Here is a 16,817-nt window from a genome sequence, read left to right on the forward strand (position 1 = left end):
ACCAAAGGGGGAAAAGATATGGCCAAGAAATCGAAGATTGTTAAAGAGTTGAAAAGACAGGCATTAGCAGCAAAGTATGCAGAAAAGCGGAGAGAACTGAAAGAAAAAGGAGATTATGCCGCTTTGCAAAAGCTGCCCCGCGATTCATCGTCTACTCGTCTGCATAACCGCTGCTCGGTTACGGGACGTCCAAGGGGATATATCAGTAAATTCAAGGTATCCAGGATCGTATTTCGAGAGCTTGCTCACAGAGGGCAAATACCTGGCGTGAAAAAGGCAAGCTGGTAATTTTTTATCCCTTCTCATTGGCAATTTTGAGCAGGAGGGGCAACGCAGCTTATTAACACAGTATAATCATCTTGGCCTGACGAATCGCCATTATCAATTGGCGATGAAGTCAAGGCCTTTTTGCGTACCTCTCATTTATGTTATGGGTGAGGGTTGAAGGCATCATTTGTCATGGTATACTATGGGCGTCGCCAGCATGAGTCCCCCCTTTTTTCGATAGACAGGCAAGTCAACCATTTTTCGACGCCAAGGCATCCAAGTCAAGGCGTTCCTTTAAAGCCGAAGAGGAGTGACCCGACGTATGCTGTATTCGCTTAAAAGCCGCCTGATCACGGCATTCGTGCTGCTGTTTGTACTGTCTTTCTACGTCATGACACTGCTGTTGTTCAATGAATCACGCTCTATTATCCGCTCCTATCTTGAGTCTTCAGCACTGGAGAAAATGGACGAATACGGCTCATTCATCGATATGGCCCAGGCGCAAATGTATGATTTCTCCTCGCTCGTCTTCAACAGCGAGCTGACGCACCAGTGGGAGCTGGCTATGGCCGATCCGACGCTGTCGGCAGGCGAGAAAAGTCTTGCGAACCTCAACTTCAGCCGCTTTCTGACACAGACGACAAACAATTATTCGATCATCTCCTCCGTATTTCTTTACCGGGATGACGGACTGCGAATCGGCATGAACAACGAGGTGGTCAACGATCCATCCTTTAAAGAGGAGGCGTGGTACCGGGATTTCAAGGAGCGCAGCATTCGCTGGGTGCCTGCCCATCTCGACCGGTATTCGCAGCAGTACAATAACAAGCCTGTCATCAGCCTGCTGATGCCGATCGGACACTTCGAGCCGTCTCTTGCCAAAACCGTAATGAAGGTGAATATTAGCTCCTCCTATTTGCTGGACCCGCTCAACCGGATTCACCTGGGAGAGAACGGCACGATTTTTCTCGTGAATGAGCTTCTGCAGCCGATGCTGTCCCAGAAGGAATACAGCAAACATGCAGACATGCTGGGCAAGGTGGGGGGACTGCGCGCCGGAACGAACAAGCAGGGCGTTGAATATACCCCAGGACAGGAGGAGGGAGACGAGATTCTGGTATACAAAAAGCTAGTCCGTACCGACTGGATGCTGGTAGGCTTCGTCTCGGAAGCGGATCTGTACGGCCAGCTCTTCAAGCTGCGGGACAGCATGATGACGTTCGCGGTTATTCTGCTGCTTGTGTCCGTCCTTATCGCTATCTGGCTCTCGCATGGGATTACGAGGCCGCTGTCGCGCCTTGTGTCGGCTATGCACCACGTCCAGCGCGGCGATTTCGCGGGCGCCGAAGCCAAAATCCCCGCTGTCAGCAGCGTACGCAATGAGGTTGGTTTTGTCACCTCGACATTCCGTAACATGGTCGGCCAGCTCCGTACCCACATCAAAAGCGAGTTCGAGCTGAAGCTGCTGCGCCAGCAAGCGGAATACAAGACGCTGCTTATGCAGATTAATCCGCATTTCCTGTTTAATACGCTGGAGCTGATGAGTTCCCTTGCAATGCAGAAGCGGACGGATGATACGGTGCAGGTGATCGAATCGCTTGGCAAAATGCTGCGCTTCTCACTCCGCATTAACGACGATGTAATCCGGCTCGCAGAGGAGCTGAAATATGTGAGGGATTATATGTCCATCCTCGAAGTCCGCTTCGGGGACAAGCTGCACCTGATCATGGAGGTGGATGAAGGATTGGAAGATGCCATGATCATCAAATTTATTCTTCAACCTTTAATTGAAAACGCTGTCAAGTACAGCTTCCGGCAATCGCCTGAAGCCTATGTAAATATCCGGGTACGGAGAGAGAATGACTGCGTCCGGCTGTCGGTCGCTGATCATGGACCGGGCATGCCTGCAGAGCTGCTGCGCAAGCTGACGGACCAGGCTGCCTACGCCCAGCTTGACCAAATCCTTGCCAGCCGCAGCCGGGAAATCGGACTTGGCAATGTACTTGCCCGCTGCAGATTGTATTATGGAAAGCTGTTCGGACTGCGGATTGAATCGGTTGCCGGAGAAGGGACCGTCATTGAACTTATTTTGCCATTCCGGGAGGAGATTGCGCATGTATCGAGTGTTGATCGTGGATGATGAGCCGGAAATCCGCCAGGGCCTAAGGCTGAAAATAAATTGGGAGCAGCTTGGCCTGACGATCGCAGGGGAAGCGAGGAATGGTGCCGAAGCGATGGAGAAGCTTGCCGATAAAGGATTTGATATCGTCATCACGGACATGAATATGCCGCTCATGAACGGTGTTTCCCTGCTGAAGGCGTGCCGTGAGCAGCACCCGGAGCTGCGGTTGCTCATCATTACAGGCTACGAGGATATTCATTATGCGAAGGCCGCCGTCCGGCATCAGGCGAGAGATTATTTGCTCAAGCCTGTTGCCAGAACCGAGCTGACCGAGGCGTTGACTCGGCTGCGTCAAGAGCTTGATGCCGAACGGGTTGAGCAGGGCCAGGCATCCATCATGCAATGGAGAATGTCACAATACTACATGGAGATGAAAGAACATTTCATCGTGCATCTCGTTAAGGAGACACCTGGCCAGGAGCGCGATATGCTGGAGCGGGTCAGGCTGTTCCAGTTGCATGACTGGGATGCCCGCGCCGTCCGTTTCCTGACTGTCGGGCTGCGGGAGCGGTCATCCGATCTGGAGGGACAAGAATCTGTACGCACTCCGGAAAAGCTCCGTCTGCCGTTCGAGCTCCTCTGCCGCGAAAACATGCATACCTATGCCGAAGCGGTGTGCATATTTCGTGATCCGAGCTATCCGGGATTGATGCATTTCATATCGACGCTGGACGATGAACGACTTGCCTCCCTAACCGATACGCTGAAGAGAAATGTGTTCGCTTACATCGGTATTGAGCCCTTCGTGGGAATCGGTCATTCCGTCACCGGATTTAAGCAGTGGGGTGAAGGGTATCTATCTGCGCTGCTCACGTGGAAGGGCAAACCATCACTTATGGATGCGGTACAGCACTACATAGACGATAATTACATGTTCGACCTGAATTTAACGATGATCGCCGAACGCTTTAACTACAATCCGTCGTACTTTTCCGAGATGTTCAAAGCAAAAGCTGGCAAGACGTTCATTCAATACTTGACCGACATCCGTATGGAGCATGCCGCCCGCCTGCTGGAGGAGACGAAGATGGGCTTGTGGGAAATTGCGGAGCTGACAGGCTTCTCCAATGCGAGCTATTTCAGCACCAAGTTCAAGCGCATGTACGGCATGAGCCCATCGGAGTACCGCCAGCGGCAACCCGAAAAAATTAAGAGCGAAGAGCCGAAGAAATAGAATTCCGGCGCATGCGTATCGCGGGTATGCTAAACCCATACCAACTATCATTCGCCCATAAGGAGGGTGTACACCGCATGCGCAAACTGCCAAGAGCACGGGACAATCTGACCGCGTATACGTTTTTGCTGCCATGGCTGATCGGCTTTTTCTGCCTGACACTCGGTCCCATGCTCGCTTCCTTGTACCTGTCGATGACCCGGTTCAATCTGTTCAGCCCGCCTGTCTGGATCGGGTTGGATAACTATGCCACGATTTTCACCGAAGACAGCACGTTCACCGCCTCGCTTGCCGTCACCTTCAAATACGTATTCCTGTCGGTTCCGCTGCGGCTGATCTTCGCGCTGCTCATAGCGATGGCGCTGAACAAAGGAATCAGGGCGCTCGGCTTTTACCGTACGGTTTATTATCTGCCATCCCTGCTCGGAGGAAGCGTCGCCATAGCGATCGTATGGCGGCAATTATTTGAAGGAACCGGGGTCGTCAACCGGCTGCTGGCCGGACTGGGCATCGAAGGGCCGTCCTGGATCTCCCATCCCGATTACGTCGTCTACACGATCGTGACACTGTCTGTCTGGCAGTTCGGCTCGGCGATGGTCATTTTCCTGGCTGGTTTAAAGCAAATCCCGGCCGATCTGTACGAGGCGTCACAGGTGGACGGGGCGGGCAAAATGCGGCAGTTTTTCCGGATTACGCTCCCGCTGCTGTCACCGGTCATTTTCTTCAATCTCATTATGAGCATCATCAACTCGTTTCAGGCATTTACGCCTGCTTTCATGATCGGGGACGGACGCGGCGGCCCGCTGGATGCAACGATGTTTTACACGCTTTACCTGTATTTGAAGGGCTTCTCCTTCTTCGACATGGGTTACGCTTCCGCACTGGCCTGGATTATGCTCATCATTATCGGAATATTCACCGCTATCGTGTTCAGCACCTCGAAATATTGGGTGTTCTACGGTGATGGCAGGGAAGGGAGGTAACGTGCCATGACGAACAGGCAAAATCTGACCCGGTTGGGCAGACATGTCGTGATCATCCTGATCGGCATCGGCATGCTATATCCGGTACTGTGGCTCATCGCCAGCTCCTTCAAGCCCAACACGATGATTTTCACAAATACGGGACTTTGGCCGGCACAGTTCACACTCGATAACTACATCAATGGCTGGCGGGGACTTAACGGTGTATCCTTTGGGCGCTTTTTCATGAACTCGGCCCTGATCTCAGTTATGAGTGTACTCGGAAATGTCATCACCTGTTCATTCGCGGCTTTCGCCTTCGGACGGCTCGAATTCCGGTTCAAGAAGCTGTGGTTCACACTTATGCTGGTGACAATTATGCTGCCTTACCACGTTACACTCGTGCCGCAGTACATGATCTACAATGAACTTCAATGGATCAACACCTATTATCCGCTGATTCTGCCCAAATGGCTGGCGCATGATTCCTTTTTCATCCTGCTGATGGTGCAGTTCATTCGCGGCATTCCGCGCGAGCTGGATGAGAGTGCGACAATCGACGGCTGCAGCCAGCGGCAAATATATTTGCGGATTATGCTGCCGCTGTTGGTACCCGCGCTTATTACGACGGCGATTTTCACATTCATCTGGTCATGGGACGATTTCTTCAGTCAAATGATCTACCTGAGCGACATCCGGCTCTTTACTGTACAGCTTGGCATCCGCTCCTTGTTCGACCCTTCCGGCCAGTCTGACTGGGGCGCTCTGTTGGCGATGTCCGCGCTGTCACTGCTGCCGATCACGGCGGTCTTCCTCCTGTTCCAAAAGTACTTTCTGGAAGGGATTGCGACGACAGGCTTGAAATAAGAAGTGACTTGAAATAAAAAGTTAGCAGCCTGGCAAAACGTAATTGTAAGCGCTTTATACCAATACAAAAAAACAGGGGTGAGCAGTTGTATGAAAAAAACAATGCTGGCATGCACATTAGCTCTTCTGATGACAGTACTGGCGGCATGCTCGGGAGGAACGAGCGGTGGACCGCCCGGGGGAGCCGGCGCTAACAGCGGAACGGCGAATACCGGATCAGCTCCCGAAGGTGATGGCGCAGCGGCCGGGCAGGTAGAGCTTCGCGTGATGTGGTGGGGGGATCAAGCCCGTGCTGACCGTACGAATGAGGCACTCAAGCTGTTTATGGAGAAAAATCCCGACATTAAGGTAATCGGCGAATTCGCGCCGAACTCCGGTTATTTCGATAAGCTGAATACGCAGCTTGCATCAGGCACGGCACCGGACGTTTTCTTTCTCGGCGGCAATGTTGTCGATTATGCAAAGAAGGGCGTGCTGCTGGATCTTGCCCCTTACGTCGGCAAGGAGCTCGACCTGAAGGATGTGGATAAAGCCATGGTGGAATACGGCACATTTGACGGCAAGCTGCAGCATATCTCGGCAGGCGCCAACGCCAGAGGCATCATCATCAATACGTCGATGTTCGAGAAAGCGGGCATCCCTGTTCCGCAGGACGGCTGGACATGGGACGACTATGCGGCGGTCAGCAAGCAGATTTCCGATAAACTCGGCAAAGGTTACTATGGCACATATAACTTCACCTTCGACGGCATGGATATTTACTTAAAGCAGCACGGTAAGCAGTTGTACGATATGCCGAACAACCAGCTTGGCTACACGGAAGCTGATATTCGTCCATGGTTTGATTTCTGGCAAAAGACTGCCGAAGCTGGCGGCGTTGCCACACCGGAGCTGCAGGTATCCAATCCGCCGACCGATACGGGCAAGTCGCTGATCATTACAGGCAAGGTCGCAATGACGCTGGCTGCGTCCAACCAGCTTGCCGCGATGCAGGGCATGACGCAGGATAAGCTGACACTCGTGCAGGTGCCACGGGGGCAGAAGGGAACCGGCGTTGTGTTCGAATCCAGCCAGGGCATGTCCGGTTATGCCAAAACCGGGCATCCGGCTGAGGTTGCCCGGCTGATGAGCTTCTGGGTCAACGATCCGGATGCGGCGAAGATCCTTGGCAACGACCGCGGCGTGCCGGTAACGGCTGCCAACCGCAAGCTGCTCGAAAGCGATGCGAACGAGGTGGACAGTATCATTTACGACTATACGAGCAGGGTTTCCAAGCAGGCCGAGAGCGAACCGTTTGCGGTCAGTTACAATCTGCCGGGATTCTCCGAATTTTCCAAGCTGGCGGAGACGACCATTCAGGAAATTGGCTTTGGCAAGAAAACGGTCGAGCAGGCAGTCGCCGATTTTTATAGCGGGACGGTCAAAATTTTCGAAAGCAATAAATAACAGACGTTCTTGCGCCGGGGAACCGGTACCAAACGAGGAGGAAATCGGATGAGAGAGCAGTTGCTGACACGGCTGCGCAGTATAGACATGGCCCACAAGGTCGGCCAGTTGAAGAAGGAATCGGACGCCGCCGTTCTGGCTGAATGGGAGCGGTCCGGCGTACGGTTCGTATCGACAGGCCGGCTGGAAACGGTGTACTACCATGCGCTCGGAAAGCTGCTGGATTGCATTGTTCCGACCAGCGGCTCGCAGCCGATATTGCATGAGGGCGGCGTTTACCTTGGCTGCTGGCTGGAAAGCACGGGCACGATTAACGCCGAACTGCTGGCACGGTTCATACCATCGGTATCGGAGGCGACATACCGCGCTTTTGCGGTTCACCAGCGCGAGGACGGGTTGTTGCCATACAAGGTGACAGCGGACGGTTCGGTGTATCGTCAAATTCAAATGGTCACGCCGCTGGCCCGCAGCGTCTGGAATTATTACGCGCTGCATGGGCGGAATGACGATTTCCTGCGCACGATGTACACCTCGATGAGCCGGTATGACCAGTGGCTGGCGGAGCACCGGGATACCCGTGGCACCGGCGGTGTCGAGGCGTTCTGCACATTCGATACCGGGCACGACCTGTCGCCACGGTTCTGGCATGTGCCGGATACGCCGCATATCGGCGACCCGGCGCGCTGCTACCCTGACTCCCCGATTCTTCCGTTCATCGCGCCGGATTTGACGGCCAACGTTTACTGCCAGCGTACCTATTTGGCCCGGATCGGCGAAGCGCTTGGCGAAAACGGAGAAGACTGGAGCGTCAAGGCAGCGGAGAGCCTGCAAAGCCTATTTGCTCAATGCTTTGATACCGAGGACTACTTCTTCTACGACCGGGATCGGCTTGAGAGGTTCGTCCGTGTGCAGTCTGATGTGCTGCTGCGTGTAATGGCATGTGAGGTCGGCGACCGGGCGTTTTTCGATACGATGCTGCAGCAGTATTTGCTGAACACACGTAAATTTTTTGCCAAATATCCGTTCACCTCCATGGCGATGGACGATCCGCGCTTCGACCCGTTCTCCAGCTATAACAGCTGGAGCGGCCCGTCCAACTTTTTAAGCCTGATCCGGGCTCCACACGCCTTCGAGCATCATGACCGGCATGTGGAGCTGACGTGGGTCATGTTCCCGATCCTGGCTGCGATGGCCAAAATGAAGCGTTTCGCACAGTGCTTAAGCCCATGGACCGGGGAGGAAGGCTTTACGGAAGCATACTCGCCGGCAATCCTATGCGTGCTGGATTACGTTGAAAGGCTGTGCGGCATTCTGCCGACTCCTGACGGCGAGCTGTGGTTTACCGGTCTGGTGCCTTACGATTTCGATCACGGCGAGGAAATTGCATCGTGTACGGCTTATGCCCGCTGCGTTGACGGAACAATGTTTGAGCTGATTAACCTGCCGGAGGGCAGCGAAGTTCTGCGCGAAGGGGAAAGCTATGTCCGCTTTCCGGCCGGCGTGCGGATGATTACCGACCGCAGCGGTAAGCTGAAGGGAGTGCTCGGAATGAGTGCAAGAACGGTAGAAGGAAGCATTTTGTACCAAGGCGCAGAGCTGGAGTTCTCCGTCAAGGGCAACGAATTGCTTGAATTCCAGGGAGGGACTCTTCGCCGGAAACGTGATATCGGGCTGGTTTACCCAACATACTGATTACCAATATTCAGAAGGGACTGCTGAGACAGGCTGCTGCCCAAGTTCGGCATACACAAAATTTTTATCGCAGCCCTATTTGTTCTGCGGATCGGTATTCCGAAGGAGTCCGACCTGTGCGTTTTTTAAAACTGGCGCTGAAATAGTAGGGATTGGCATAGCCCACTTTTTCACTGATTTCCATAATCTTTAGCTGGGTGCAGGAGAGCAGCTCCCTGGCTTTTTGAATCCGGACGGTGGTAATGAAATCGGAAATCGTGTGCCCTTTTACCTTTTTGAATAGAACGCCCAGGTAATTTGCACTGATGTTTAAATGGGATGAGATGTCATGAATGCTCATGTCCGCGTTCATGTAATGGTCTTCGATATAACTTACAACCTGGCCTGCGATTTGATTGTGCTGAGACTGTACAGATTCTTGCAGCTGGCTGCAGCACTCCGCGCAAATCTCATATAACCGGTCGCATATTTGTGCGCAGGTCTGGAACTGTTCCAGATCCGCAAACATGATTTTTATGCTGTTTTGCAGCTGCGCCGTATCTACTTCTGTATCGTAGAGAAAGCGGTTGAGCCGGGCCAGCATGGAGTATATGCAAGCAATGATGCCATTTTTATCGATGTAATGGTCCGCAAGTTCAGCCGCTAATGAATCCGTGAACTGCCTTAAGCCGGATAAATCCTTCTGCGAAATCAACCGGATGAGCCGTTCTTCATCACTCGCTGCACCTGCTGCAAAAAAAGCCGATCCGGAATGATTTCTGCGGATGTCATGGATATTAAAAATATGTCCTTCCCCGAAGATGAATCGGTATCCCGCCGCATTTTTAGCACTGCGGTAAGAAGAGGACACCTGCCAGATGCTCGGTACAATATCACCAATTCCAATGGTAAGGTGTAAGGGAGAGGAGGCATGCTTGTCGAGAATGTCTGAAAACTGCTTGTAAACTGATGAATAGAAGCCGTCATTGGTGCCCGTTTTGTTCCCCAAAATCACCATCAGGTTATTCCCCTGTGTTAACGTGTAAGATAATCCGTATCGGGAAAACGACCGTTCCACTTCAGCAGCAAGGCTCATGACAAGCACATGATAGCGCTCAATGCCGAACGTGTTTTTGGCCTCGATGAAATTATCTATTTGAATGACGGCACAAATATATTCATCCGCATGGATGTCAAGGCCCATATATGATGCCTGGTCGGCAAGAAAAAATTCGGCGTAATCGGGACTGGTTTCAAGCAGTTCGCTATAAAATTTGCGGATCATGGCCGGACGGCTCTGCTGCAGCTGCTGTAAAATCTTTTTTTCCTGCTCCGATTCTTCCAGCACTCTGGCGGCAACCTGCTGCAAGTAGACGTAATCAACCGGCTTTTCCACATAATCGCAGACTCCGATGCGGATTGCTTCTTTGGCAAATTCGAAATCGTCATATGCGCTGATCAATATAATTTTGGTGTGAGGCTTGTTGCCCAGGACGGCCTTGGACAAGTCCAGCCCGTTCATTCCCGGCATGCAAATATCGGATATGATGAGGTCGACCTCCATGGCATGGATCTTGTCTGCCACCTCCAAAGCATTGGTCGTCACATGGCATACTTCTGCCCCTAGCTCATGCCAGTCGATGTTTTTATGAATGCCTTCCGCGGAAAGCTCGTTATCGTCAACAATCATTATTTTTTTCCTGTCCATGAAGCATACCTCCTCAGTTCTAGAATTCTTCAGCATCAGGCAGCATCTGTTGAAAAAAGACACTCACCGTTGTACCGTGCCCCTCCGCACTGTCTATGTGTAAACCGCTTCGCGCATTGGAATAGAGGGACAGCCTTTTGTGTACGTTATTGATTCCGTAGTATCGTTTGGTGTCGGCGTTTGTTTGCCCCAGAGAGGCGCGAATATCGGCGAGTTTCGCTGCCGGCATACCAGTTCCGTTGTCCCGGACGCTGATGATCATATCCTCATCCCCGTATTCGACGGAAATTTGAATCTCCAATACCTCTCCACTGCGCAGACCATGCCGAATGCTGTTCTCGATCAGAGGTTGCAGGGTAAATTTGGGGATCAGGAAATACTCTGCATGTTCCGCCTGTACAATTTTCCATGTCAATGACCGGCTGTGGTTGACCTTCTCCAGCTCAAGATATAATACTGCGATTTCGAGCTCATCCCGGATTGTAATGAGTTCGTCGCCCTTCTTCAGGATAAGTCTGTAGAACTTGGCGAGACTTGTGATCATTGTATTCGCTTCATCAATCCTGCCAAGAGACTGGCAGGTCTTGATCGACTCCAGAATGTTATACAGAAAATGGGGATTGATTTTGGACTGCAGGAGCTGAAACTTGAGTTTCTCCTCCTGCAAATTCATACCCAGCATCGTATGAAAGTTGTCATTTATCTTATGAATCATGGAATTGAAAACAAGAGCCAGCTGGTCCAGCTCATCCAGATGGGCTTTCTTGGCGGACACAGGCATATGCAATTCCAGAATCTGATTATGGGTGTCGTTAAGGCGATAGGATGACATCACTTTGGCCATTCTCCTCACTTTGCTGCTCAGGCTGTTGGAAATAAACAAGCTGGCGAAAAAGGCAATCATGACCACAAGCAAAATCATCACCAGCAAAATATTGACCAGCACATTGGTATGGTGCCGAATGTACGAGTCCGGAACTTCAGTAATGACATACCAGCCGGTAATGTCGTTATGGTGGATGATCAGTTGAATGTTGTTGAAGGAAGCCGATGAGCCGGAATGGTGCAGAACCGTTTTCAACATGTCCGCATCAATCACTGTACCCAACTTGGTGTGATCCGGGTGGGATATGATACGACCGCCGCTGTCCACGATGTAGGTCTGCACCAACGGATCCGGACTGCTGTCAGCGAGCATCCTGGCGATTTCCCGCTCATCAATATCGATGAAATAGACGTACTCCAGCTCGCTGCTGGCCTTTTTTTTGAATGCATTGAACACGGACAGGTAATCGCGGGAAGCCATGGAACCCGATTTAACAAACGGTTCCCGCTGCCCGGGAAACAGCCGCCACTGCATGCGGTTTAATTGCTGCTGCAAATCGGCCTGGGACAATCCACGGTTGGACAGCTCATCCAGTTTAAAGAAATTAATGCCCTGGTTGCTGAACAGAAAATCAGGCCGGGTGTAAACATTAATGTTCGCGAAATGAAACGTATAGTTCAAATTGGAAATATTGTTTTTAATATAGCTGTATTTGTCCAGTTGGCTGGAAATGGAGTGGCTTGGCTCAAGCACCAGCGTGTACATGTAATATTGCATTGCGTTTGCGGCGTATTCCATCTGCTCAAAACGGTTGGCGAGTGAAGAATTCAGCTGATTGCTGGAATAGGTTACGGACTCCAGTATGCCATCCCTGGCAATTTTGAAAGACAGCTGGTAAGAGAGCAGACTGATCACTACAAGAGGGATGATGGCAATCAGGAAAAAACCGAATATGAGCTTGTTCCGGAAACTGCTGAAATGAAAACGGAGAAATTTGTGCATTTTCGATATCAGGAGCAAAGAGACCACCACCGAAGTCATAATACACTGCAAACGCTTACAATCAGGGCTTAGTCATGCTTCGAAATCATTGTAAACGGTTATATCATAAACATTTTGCTTTGACAATGGCCTCAAAGCCTTTAGCTTGTCCGATTCTCCGGCTATAACCCTGTCTGAGCTGAGTTCGTGAAATTTTATATTTTCTGCACGGATAATTGTATTTAACCGCTTTCATTTGAAATCTATAATGGGTACTGTACAGCCGGCCGGCTCATCAAGGACAAGAAAAGGGGAGACTTCTGCAGATGAACAAACCAAAGCTGAAATTCGTAATCTCCATCCTGGCTTGCATATCGCTGATCTCGTTATCGCTCGCAGGCTGCGGAGGCGCTGATTCGTCACAGGGTAATCCGCAAGGCCCAGACCAAGGGAGCAGCTCCAGCCTAAGCATCACATTGATGACCAATGATTCAACCCAGGCGGGGTGGGCCGCGTATCAGAAAAAATTAGAGGATGCGACCGGAGTGAAGATCAATGTAGTCGCCACCCCGACCAATCCGGATGATATGGTGGCGAAGATGACTACGATCCTGTCTTCTGGCGACAATACGATTGATTTAATGCACACCAACGATGAGCTGATCACGGCCTTCTCCAGAGCGGGTTATTTGGAGCCGCTGGAGCAGGACGTCATGACACCGGAAGTCGTGTCCAATTTCTCGGAGCAGTACGTTAAGGACATGATCACGTATAACGGCAGTATTTTCTCGGTGCCGAGCTATATGGAGGTTTTGGCGTTCTGGGTCAACCATGAGAAGCTGAAGGAAGCGGGAATGGATGTTCCGACCAACAAAGAACAGTTCCTCGCGTATGCCAAGGCGGTGACCAAAGGGGATGTGTACGGATACGGAGGGTCCTGGGAAAAGAGCTACGTCTTTAACGAGATCGGCACCTTCGTCAACCTGTTTGGCGGGGACTATTATGACTGGAGCAACCCGAAAACGCAGGAAGCCCTGCAATTCATGCATGATCTGGCGCAAAAGGATAAAGTAACTCCGCTCTCGCAGCTGGCGGACATTTACGACCCGATGATCCAGAAGTTTATCGACGGCAAGTATGGCATGCTGTTTATGTATACGGGAGCCATTCCCACCTTTCAGAAGTCCGGCAAATACGGCACGGAGCAGCTTGACATCGTGCCCATGCCGAAGTTTGAAACCAATGACGCCTTTATGGCTTCCTGGCACTATGTGCTGAACAAATCTTCAGAGAAGAAAGAAGCGGCCAAGAAGGTTCTCTCCTATGTTGCCAGTAAAGAGGGACAAATTGCTTACAGCGAAATGTCCGGCAGGCTGCCGGCGAGACTTGATGTAATCAACGATCCCGGCTTTAAAGGCGAGGGGGTAGAGAAGGTCAGGGAATATATTAAATCCAGCAACCTCCGCGGCAGACCGATCGTTCCGCAATCGATGGAATTTATCACTAGCATCGGGTCCATCTTCCAGAAGTACGTTTCCGATGAAATCAGTCTGGATGAAGTCGCAGCGCAGGCAAACAAGGAGATTGAGCGGCTTGGCATTAAATAATCCCATGATTCGGCATCGGCCGCGAGAACTCAGGCAAGTAACGTTTAATGCGTCAAGAGAGGAGAATGGCCTTGAAAACGGCAGATATAGCGAAACAAAATCCGGGTTTAATGACGTCAGTCGTAAGGTCCTCCGCCAAATTAAAGCTGGCATGGCTGCTCATACTACCCGTACTGCTGATCAGGGGATTTACGACCCTGTACCCAAGTCTGGTCACTCTCTATAACAGTTTTTTTGAAATCAATATGTTCAAGGGCGGCCAGCATACTTTCGTCGGTTTTGACAATTTCGCGCAGGTCCTTATGGATGATAAAGTCATCACTTCACTTAAATTTACCGTCATTTTCACCGTGGTCTCCATGGTATTCCATATTATCCTTGGCATTCTGATGGCCTTAATGCTGAACCTGAACTTTAAGGGGAAAAAGTTTCTGCGGACGATCACCTTAATTCCTTGGGCCATGCCGATGATCGTAACGGGGATTGCCGCCAAATGGGCCTTTAATGATACGTATGGTCTCGTTAATGATTTAATCCGCAGGGTGTTTCCCGGGTTTCACTTTGATTGGCTCATTCATTCGGCATCCGCACAAGCTGCCGTGATCGCCGTGGATTTGTGGAAGGATGTGCCTTTCTTCGCCATCTTGCTGCTTGCTGGTCTGCAGTTTATTCCCGAAGAGCTGTATGAGTCAGCCAGAATGGATGGCGCGGGCACGGTGAAGTCGTTTTTCAAAATCACGCTGCCCTTGCTTATGCCGACACTGTTAACGTTATGTATTTTCTTCACTCTGTGGAGAATCGTAAGCTACGATATCGTTTATGCGATGACTTCCGGGGGACCCGGAGACTCTACAAGCTTGCTGGCTTACCGGATCGCTATTGAAGCTTTTACCAACCTGAATATCGGCTACGGCTCGGCGATTGCGGTCTGTTTGTTTGTGCTGATGATGGTGTTCAGCAGTCTGAATTTGCTTGCGATCAAGCGCTCTGAACAATAGGAGGCGACCATGAATACAAAGAGCTTGAAAATAGCCCCCTTTGCCTTAAGGTGGAGCATGACGGCCATCATGGCGGTGATCGTGCTCCTGCCGCTGTACTGGATATTCATTTCGTCCATTACTCCCAAAGGATCTCTCTTTACCTCACCGATTCATTATTTGCCAAAGAGCGTGACCTTTAACAATTACCGTGATCTCTTTGTCCAGATGAACATTGGTGAGATGATGTATAACACGATGATCATCACACTGTTCTCGCTGATCGCCTCTGTGGTGTTTGGCATTGCAGCCGCTTACGCTTTTGCCCGGAATGAGCAGTCCAGCGGGCTAGGCCTCGCCTATAAGCTGCTTCTGTTCTCAACGTTAATCCCGGGCATCATCACGGCCAGACCGCTTTATGATTTTATGAAATCCGTAAAATTGATCGACACCTACACTGGATTAACCATCTTGTACACTAGTGCGCTGCTCCCTTTTTCGGTCATGATCCTGCACAATTTTCTGAAACAGATTCCGATCACCATCGAAGAAGCGGCGGAGGTGGATGGGGCGAACTTTGTGCAGATTTTGTTTCAAATCGTCTTTCCGCTGATGAAGCCGGCCATCGCCACGATCAGCATTATCAATTTTATCACCTGTCTAAACGACTTTTTCACGCCATTATTTTTCTCTTACAACATCAAAGTGTTGAGTGTCGGCATTACCCTGATTCCGCGGGCAAGCAACTTCGAAATGCCGTGGGACATGATCAGTGCAATGGGATGGTTTATCATCCTCCCGATCATTCTGTTCGTTCTAATCTTTGAGAAAAATATCATGGACGGCATTATGGCAGGCGGCGTGAAGCAGTAACATTATAAAGTTTGAAAACAAGGAGATGACCCTATGTTAAACAGTCCATTTACGAACAGTCTCTCAAGCCTGCCCCTGATGAATAATGGGAAAAGCCGCTCCATTACGGCGGAAAACCCGCATGGAGACAAAGGCGCCGGCGGCAAGGAGGCCAGCCACCTGGGACCCTCACGCAAAGGGCGCCCATGCATTACGCTGAAGGCCGGAGAGACCAACGTGCTTGCCGAAATGACTGGTCCAGGGGTGCTTCAGCACTTCTGGATAACTGTGACGAATTCGACACCAGCCGGTTATTTTGTCCTTCGTGATCTCGTTTTGCGAATTTACTGGGATGACGAGGAAGCGCCGTCCGTGGAATCCCCGCTCGGTGATTTCTTCTGCAGCGGTTTTGCGGTAACCCATGTTGTCAATTCCATGCCGATTGTCGTTAATCCTACGCGCGGCTTCAACTGTTACTTTCCCATGCCGTTTCGGAAGAGCGCGCGGGTGACGATTGAGAATCAGCATCCTGGAGATATTGAAGGCTTCTTCTATCAATTCGATTACACACTGTTTGACTCGATCCCGGAGGAAGCGGCGTATTTTCATGCTCAGTGGAGACGTCAGCATATCACCAAGGTAGCGGAGGATTATGTCATTCTGGATGGTGTCCAAGGTAAAGGTCATTATGTGGGGACATATATTGCGCTGACAGCCCTGGAACGATACTGGTGGGGAGAAGGGGAAATGAAGTTCTTCATGGACGGGGATCAAGACTATCCGACGATATGCGGAACAGGAATGGAGGATTATTTCGGAGGAGCCTGGGGGTTCATTACCAAAGAGCCTGACGGCAAAGCCGTTGAAAACACGTATTCGACGCCATTTCTCGGATATCCGTTCTATTCCAACCACGAAACGGATTACAATGATCAATTCCTGGGAGACTGTCCGCCGATGCGAAGCTTCTACCGCTGGCATATTATGGACCCGATCCGGTTTGAAAGCGATTTGAAGGTGACGATTCAGCAGATTGGCGTCTGCAACCGCGGTTTGTTTGAACGGCAGGATGACCTGGCCTCTGTGGCATATTGGTACCAGACCGAACCGCATACACCATTTGAAAAATTGATGTCTGCGGAGAAGCGCTGGCCACGTTAATTGAATGATTCATAGAGGGAGAAGAGTAAAAGTCCGCGGATAACGTGGGCTTTTTGCATTTGACGTTCAAACTGCCCAATGCTTTAGCAGACACGCACACATGTACAACTTACACTTATAGTTTTATGGGGAAGAA

At 50.9% G+C, this 16,817-nt stretch carries 13 protein-coding genes; 11 read left to right on the plus strand and 2 right to left on the minus strand.

Annotation, left to right across the window (positions count from 1 at the left end):
* The first annotated feature begins 18 nt into the window (after positions 1-18).
* From rpsN to ACI1P2_RS05690, 7 genes are all read left to right on the plus strand, one after another.
* Complete coding sequence (gene rpsN / locus ACI1P2_RS05660; protein WP_355317676.1) at positions 19-288, plus strand: 30S ribosomal protein S14; 270 nt, start codon at positions 19-21, stop codon at positions 286-288.
* A 301-nt stretch (positions 289-589) separates the two neighbouring features.
* Positions 590-2,407 carry a sensor histidine kinase gene (locus tag ACI1P2_RS05665; protein WP_355317678.1) on the plus strand — a complete coding sequence of 606 codons (1,818 nt, stop codon included), beginning with the start codon at positions 590-592 and terminating at the stop codon, positions 2,405-2,407.
* A complete protein-coding gene (locus ACI1P2_RS05670) occupies positions 2,382-3,623 on the plus strand; it encodes a response regulator (protein ID WP_355317680.1) in 1,242 nt (413 codons plus the stop codon). The genes ACI1P2_RS05665 and ACI1P2_RS05670 overlap by 26 nt, the downstream gene beginning before the upstream one ends.
* A 77-nt stretch (positions 3,624-3,700) precedes the next feature.
* Positions 3,701-4,606 (plus strand): carbohydrate ABC transporter permease, encoded by a 906-nt coding sequence (locus ACI1P2_RS05675; RefSeq protein ID WP_355317682.1) that lies wholly within the window; start codon positions 3,701-3,703, stop codon positions 4,604-4,606.
* A gap of 6 nt (positions 4,607-4,612) precedes the next feature.
* Positions 4,613-5,452 carry a carbohydrate ABC transporter permease gene (locus ACI1P2_RS05680; protein ID WP_355317684.1) on the plus strand — a complete coding sequence of 280 codons (840 nt, stop codon included), beginning with the start codon at positions 4,613-4,615 and terminating at the stop codon, positions 5,450-5,452.
* Between the two features lie 90 nt (positions 5,453-5,542).
* Positions 5,543-6,898 carry an ABC transporter substrate-binding protein gene (locus ACI1P2_RS05685; protein WP_355317685.1) on the plus strand — a complete coding sequence of 452 codons (1,356 nt, stop codon included), beginning with the start codon at positions 5,543-5,545 and terminating at the stop codon, positions 6,896-6,898.
* A gap of 48 nt (positions 6,899-6,946) precedes the next feature.
* Entirely contained in the window at positions 6,947-8,590 is a 1,644-nt protein-coding gene (locus ACI1P2_RS05690; RefSeq protein WP_355317687.1) for an MGH1-like glycoside hydrolase domain-containing protein, read from the plus strand.
* A 64-nt stretch (positions 8,591-8,654) separates the two neighbouring features.
* Here ACI1P2_RS05690 and ACI1P2_RS05695 read toward each other — a convergent pair whose 3' ends face one another.
* On the minus strand, positions 8,655-10,277 hold the full coding sequence (locus tag ACI1P2_RS05695; RefSeq protein WP_355317689.1) for a response regulator: 1,623 nt from the start codon (positions 10,275-10,277) through the stop codon (positions 8,655-8,657).
* Positions 10,278-10,296: 19 nt separating this feature from the next.
* Complete coding sequence (locus ACI1P2_RS05700) at positions 10,297-12,144, minus strand: cache domain-containing sensor histidine kinase (RefSeq protein ID WP_408976141.1); 1,848 nt, start codon at positions 12,142-12,144, stop codon at positions 10,297-10,299.
* A 266-nt stretch (positions 12,145-12,410) separates the two neighbouring features.
* Between ACI1P2_RS05700 and ACI1P2_RS05705 the strand changes: the two genes are divergently transcribed.
* From ACI1P2_RS05705 to ACI1P2_RS05720, 4 genes are all read left to right on the plus strand, one after another.
* Positions 12,411-13,691 carry an ABC transporter substrate-binding protein gene (locus tag ACI1P2_RS05705; RefSeq protein WP_355317693.1) on the plus strand — a complete coding sequence of 427 codons (1,281 nt, stop codon included), beginning with the start codon at positions 12,411-12,413 and terminating at the stop codon, positions 13,689-13,691.
* Between the two features lie 71 nt (positions 13,692-13,762).
* Positions 13,763-14,689, plus strand: a complete 927-nt coding sequence (locus ACI1P2_RS05710) for a carbohydrate ABC transporter permease (protein WP_408976142.1) — start codon at positions 13,763-13,765, stop codon at positions 14,687-14,689.
* A gap of 9 nt (positions 14,690-14,698) precedes the next feature.
* A complete protein-coding gene (locus ACI1P2_RS05715) occupies positions 14,699-15,541 on the plus strand; it encodes a carbohydrate ABC transporter permease (protein ID WP_355317695.1) in 843 nt (280 codons plus the stop codon).
* Between the two features lie 33 nt (positions 15,542-15,574).
* On the plus strand, positions 15,575-16,681 hold the full coding sequence (locus ACI1P2_RS05720; RefSeq protein ID WP_355317697.1) for a glycoside hydrolase family 172 protein: 1,107 nt from the start codon (positions 15,575-15,577) through the stop codon (positions 16,679-16,681).
* The last annotated feature ends 136 nt before the right edge of the window (positions 16,682-16,817 follow it).

It is taken from the genome of Paenibacillus jiangxiensis (assembly GCF_046098255.1).
Lineage (GTDB): Bacteria > Bacillota > Bacilli > Paenibacillales > Paenibacillaceae > Paenibacillus > Paenibacillus jiagnxiensis.

What these genes read in the sequence shown, in the direction of transcription:
- rpsN (WP_355317676.1), top strand. Translation starts at nt 19, where the DNA reads ATGGCCAAGAAATCGAAGATTGTTAAAGAGTTGAAAAGACAGGCATTA.
- ACI1P2_RS05665 (WP_355317678.1), top strand. Translation starts at nt 590, where the DNA reads ATGCTGTATTCGCTTAAAAGCCGCCTGATCACGGCATTCGTGCTGCTG.
- ACI1P2_RS05670 (WP_355317680.1), top strand. Translation starts at nt 2,382, where the DNA reads ATGTATCGAGTGTTGATCGTGGATGATGAGCCGGAAATCCGCCAGGGC.
- ACI1P2_RS05675 (WP_355317682.1), top strand. Translation starts at nt 3,701, where the DNA reads ATGCGCAAACTGCCAAGAGCACGGGACAATCTGACCGCGTATACGTTT.
- ACI1P2_RS05680 (WP_355317684.1), top strand. Translation starts at nt 4,613, where the DNA reads ATGACGAACAGGCAAAATCTGACCCGGTTGGGCAGACATGTCGTGATC.
- ACI1P2_RS05685 (WP_355317685.1), top strand. Translation starts at nt 5,543, where the DNA reads ATGAAAAAAACAATGCTGGCATGCACATTAGCTCTTCTGATGACAGTA.
- ACI1P2_RS05690 (WP_355317687.1), top strand. Translation starts at nt 6,947, where the DNA reads ATGAGAGAGCAGTTGCTGACACGGCTGCGCAGTATAGACATGGCCCAC.
- ACI1P2_RS05695 (WP_355317689.1), bottom strand. Translation starts at nt 10,277, where the DNA reads ATGGACAGGAAAAAAATAATGATTGTTGACGATAACGAGCTTTCCGCG.
- ACI1P2_RS05700 (WP_408976141.1), bottom strand. Translation starts at nt 12,144, where the DNA reads ATGACTTCGGTGGTGGTCTCTTTGCTCCTGATATCGAAAATGCACAAA.
- ACI1P2_RS05705 (WP_355317693.1), top strand. Translation starts at nt 12,411, where the DNA reads ATGAACAAACCAAAGCTGAAATTCGTAATCTCCATCCTGGCTTGCATA.
- ACI1P2_RS05715 (WP_355317695.1), top strand. Translation starts at nt 14,699, where the DNA reads ATGAATACAAAGAGCTTGAAAATAGCCCCCTTTGCCTTAAGGTGGAGC.
- ACI1P2_RS05720 (WP_355317697.1), top strand. Translation starts at nt 15,575, where the DNA reads ATGTTAAACAGTCCATTTACGAACAGTCTCTCAAGCCTGCCCCTGATG.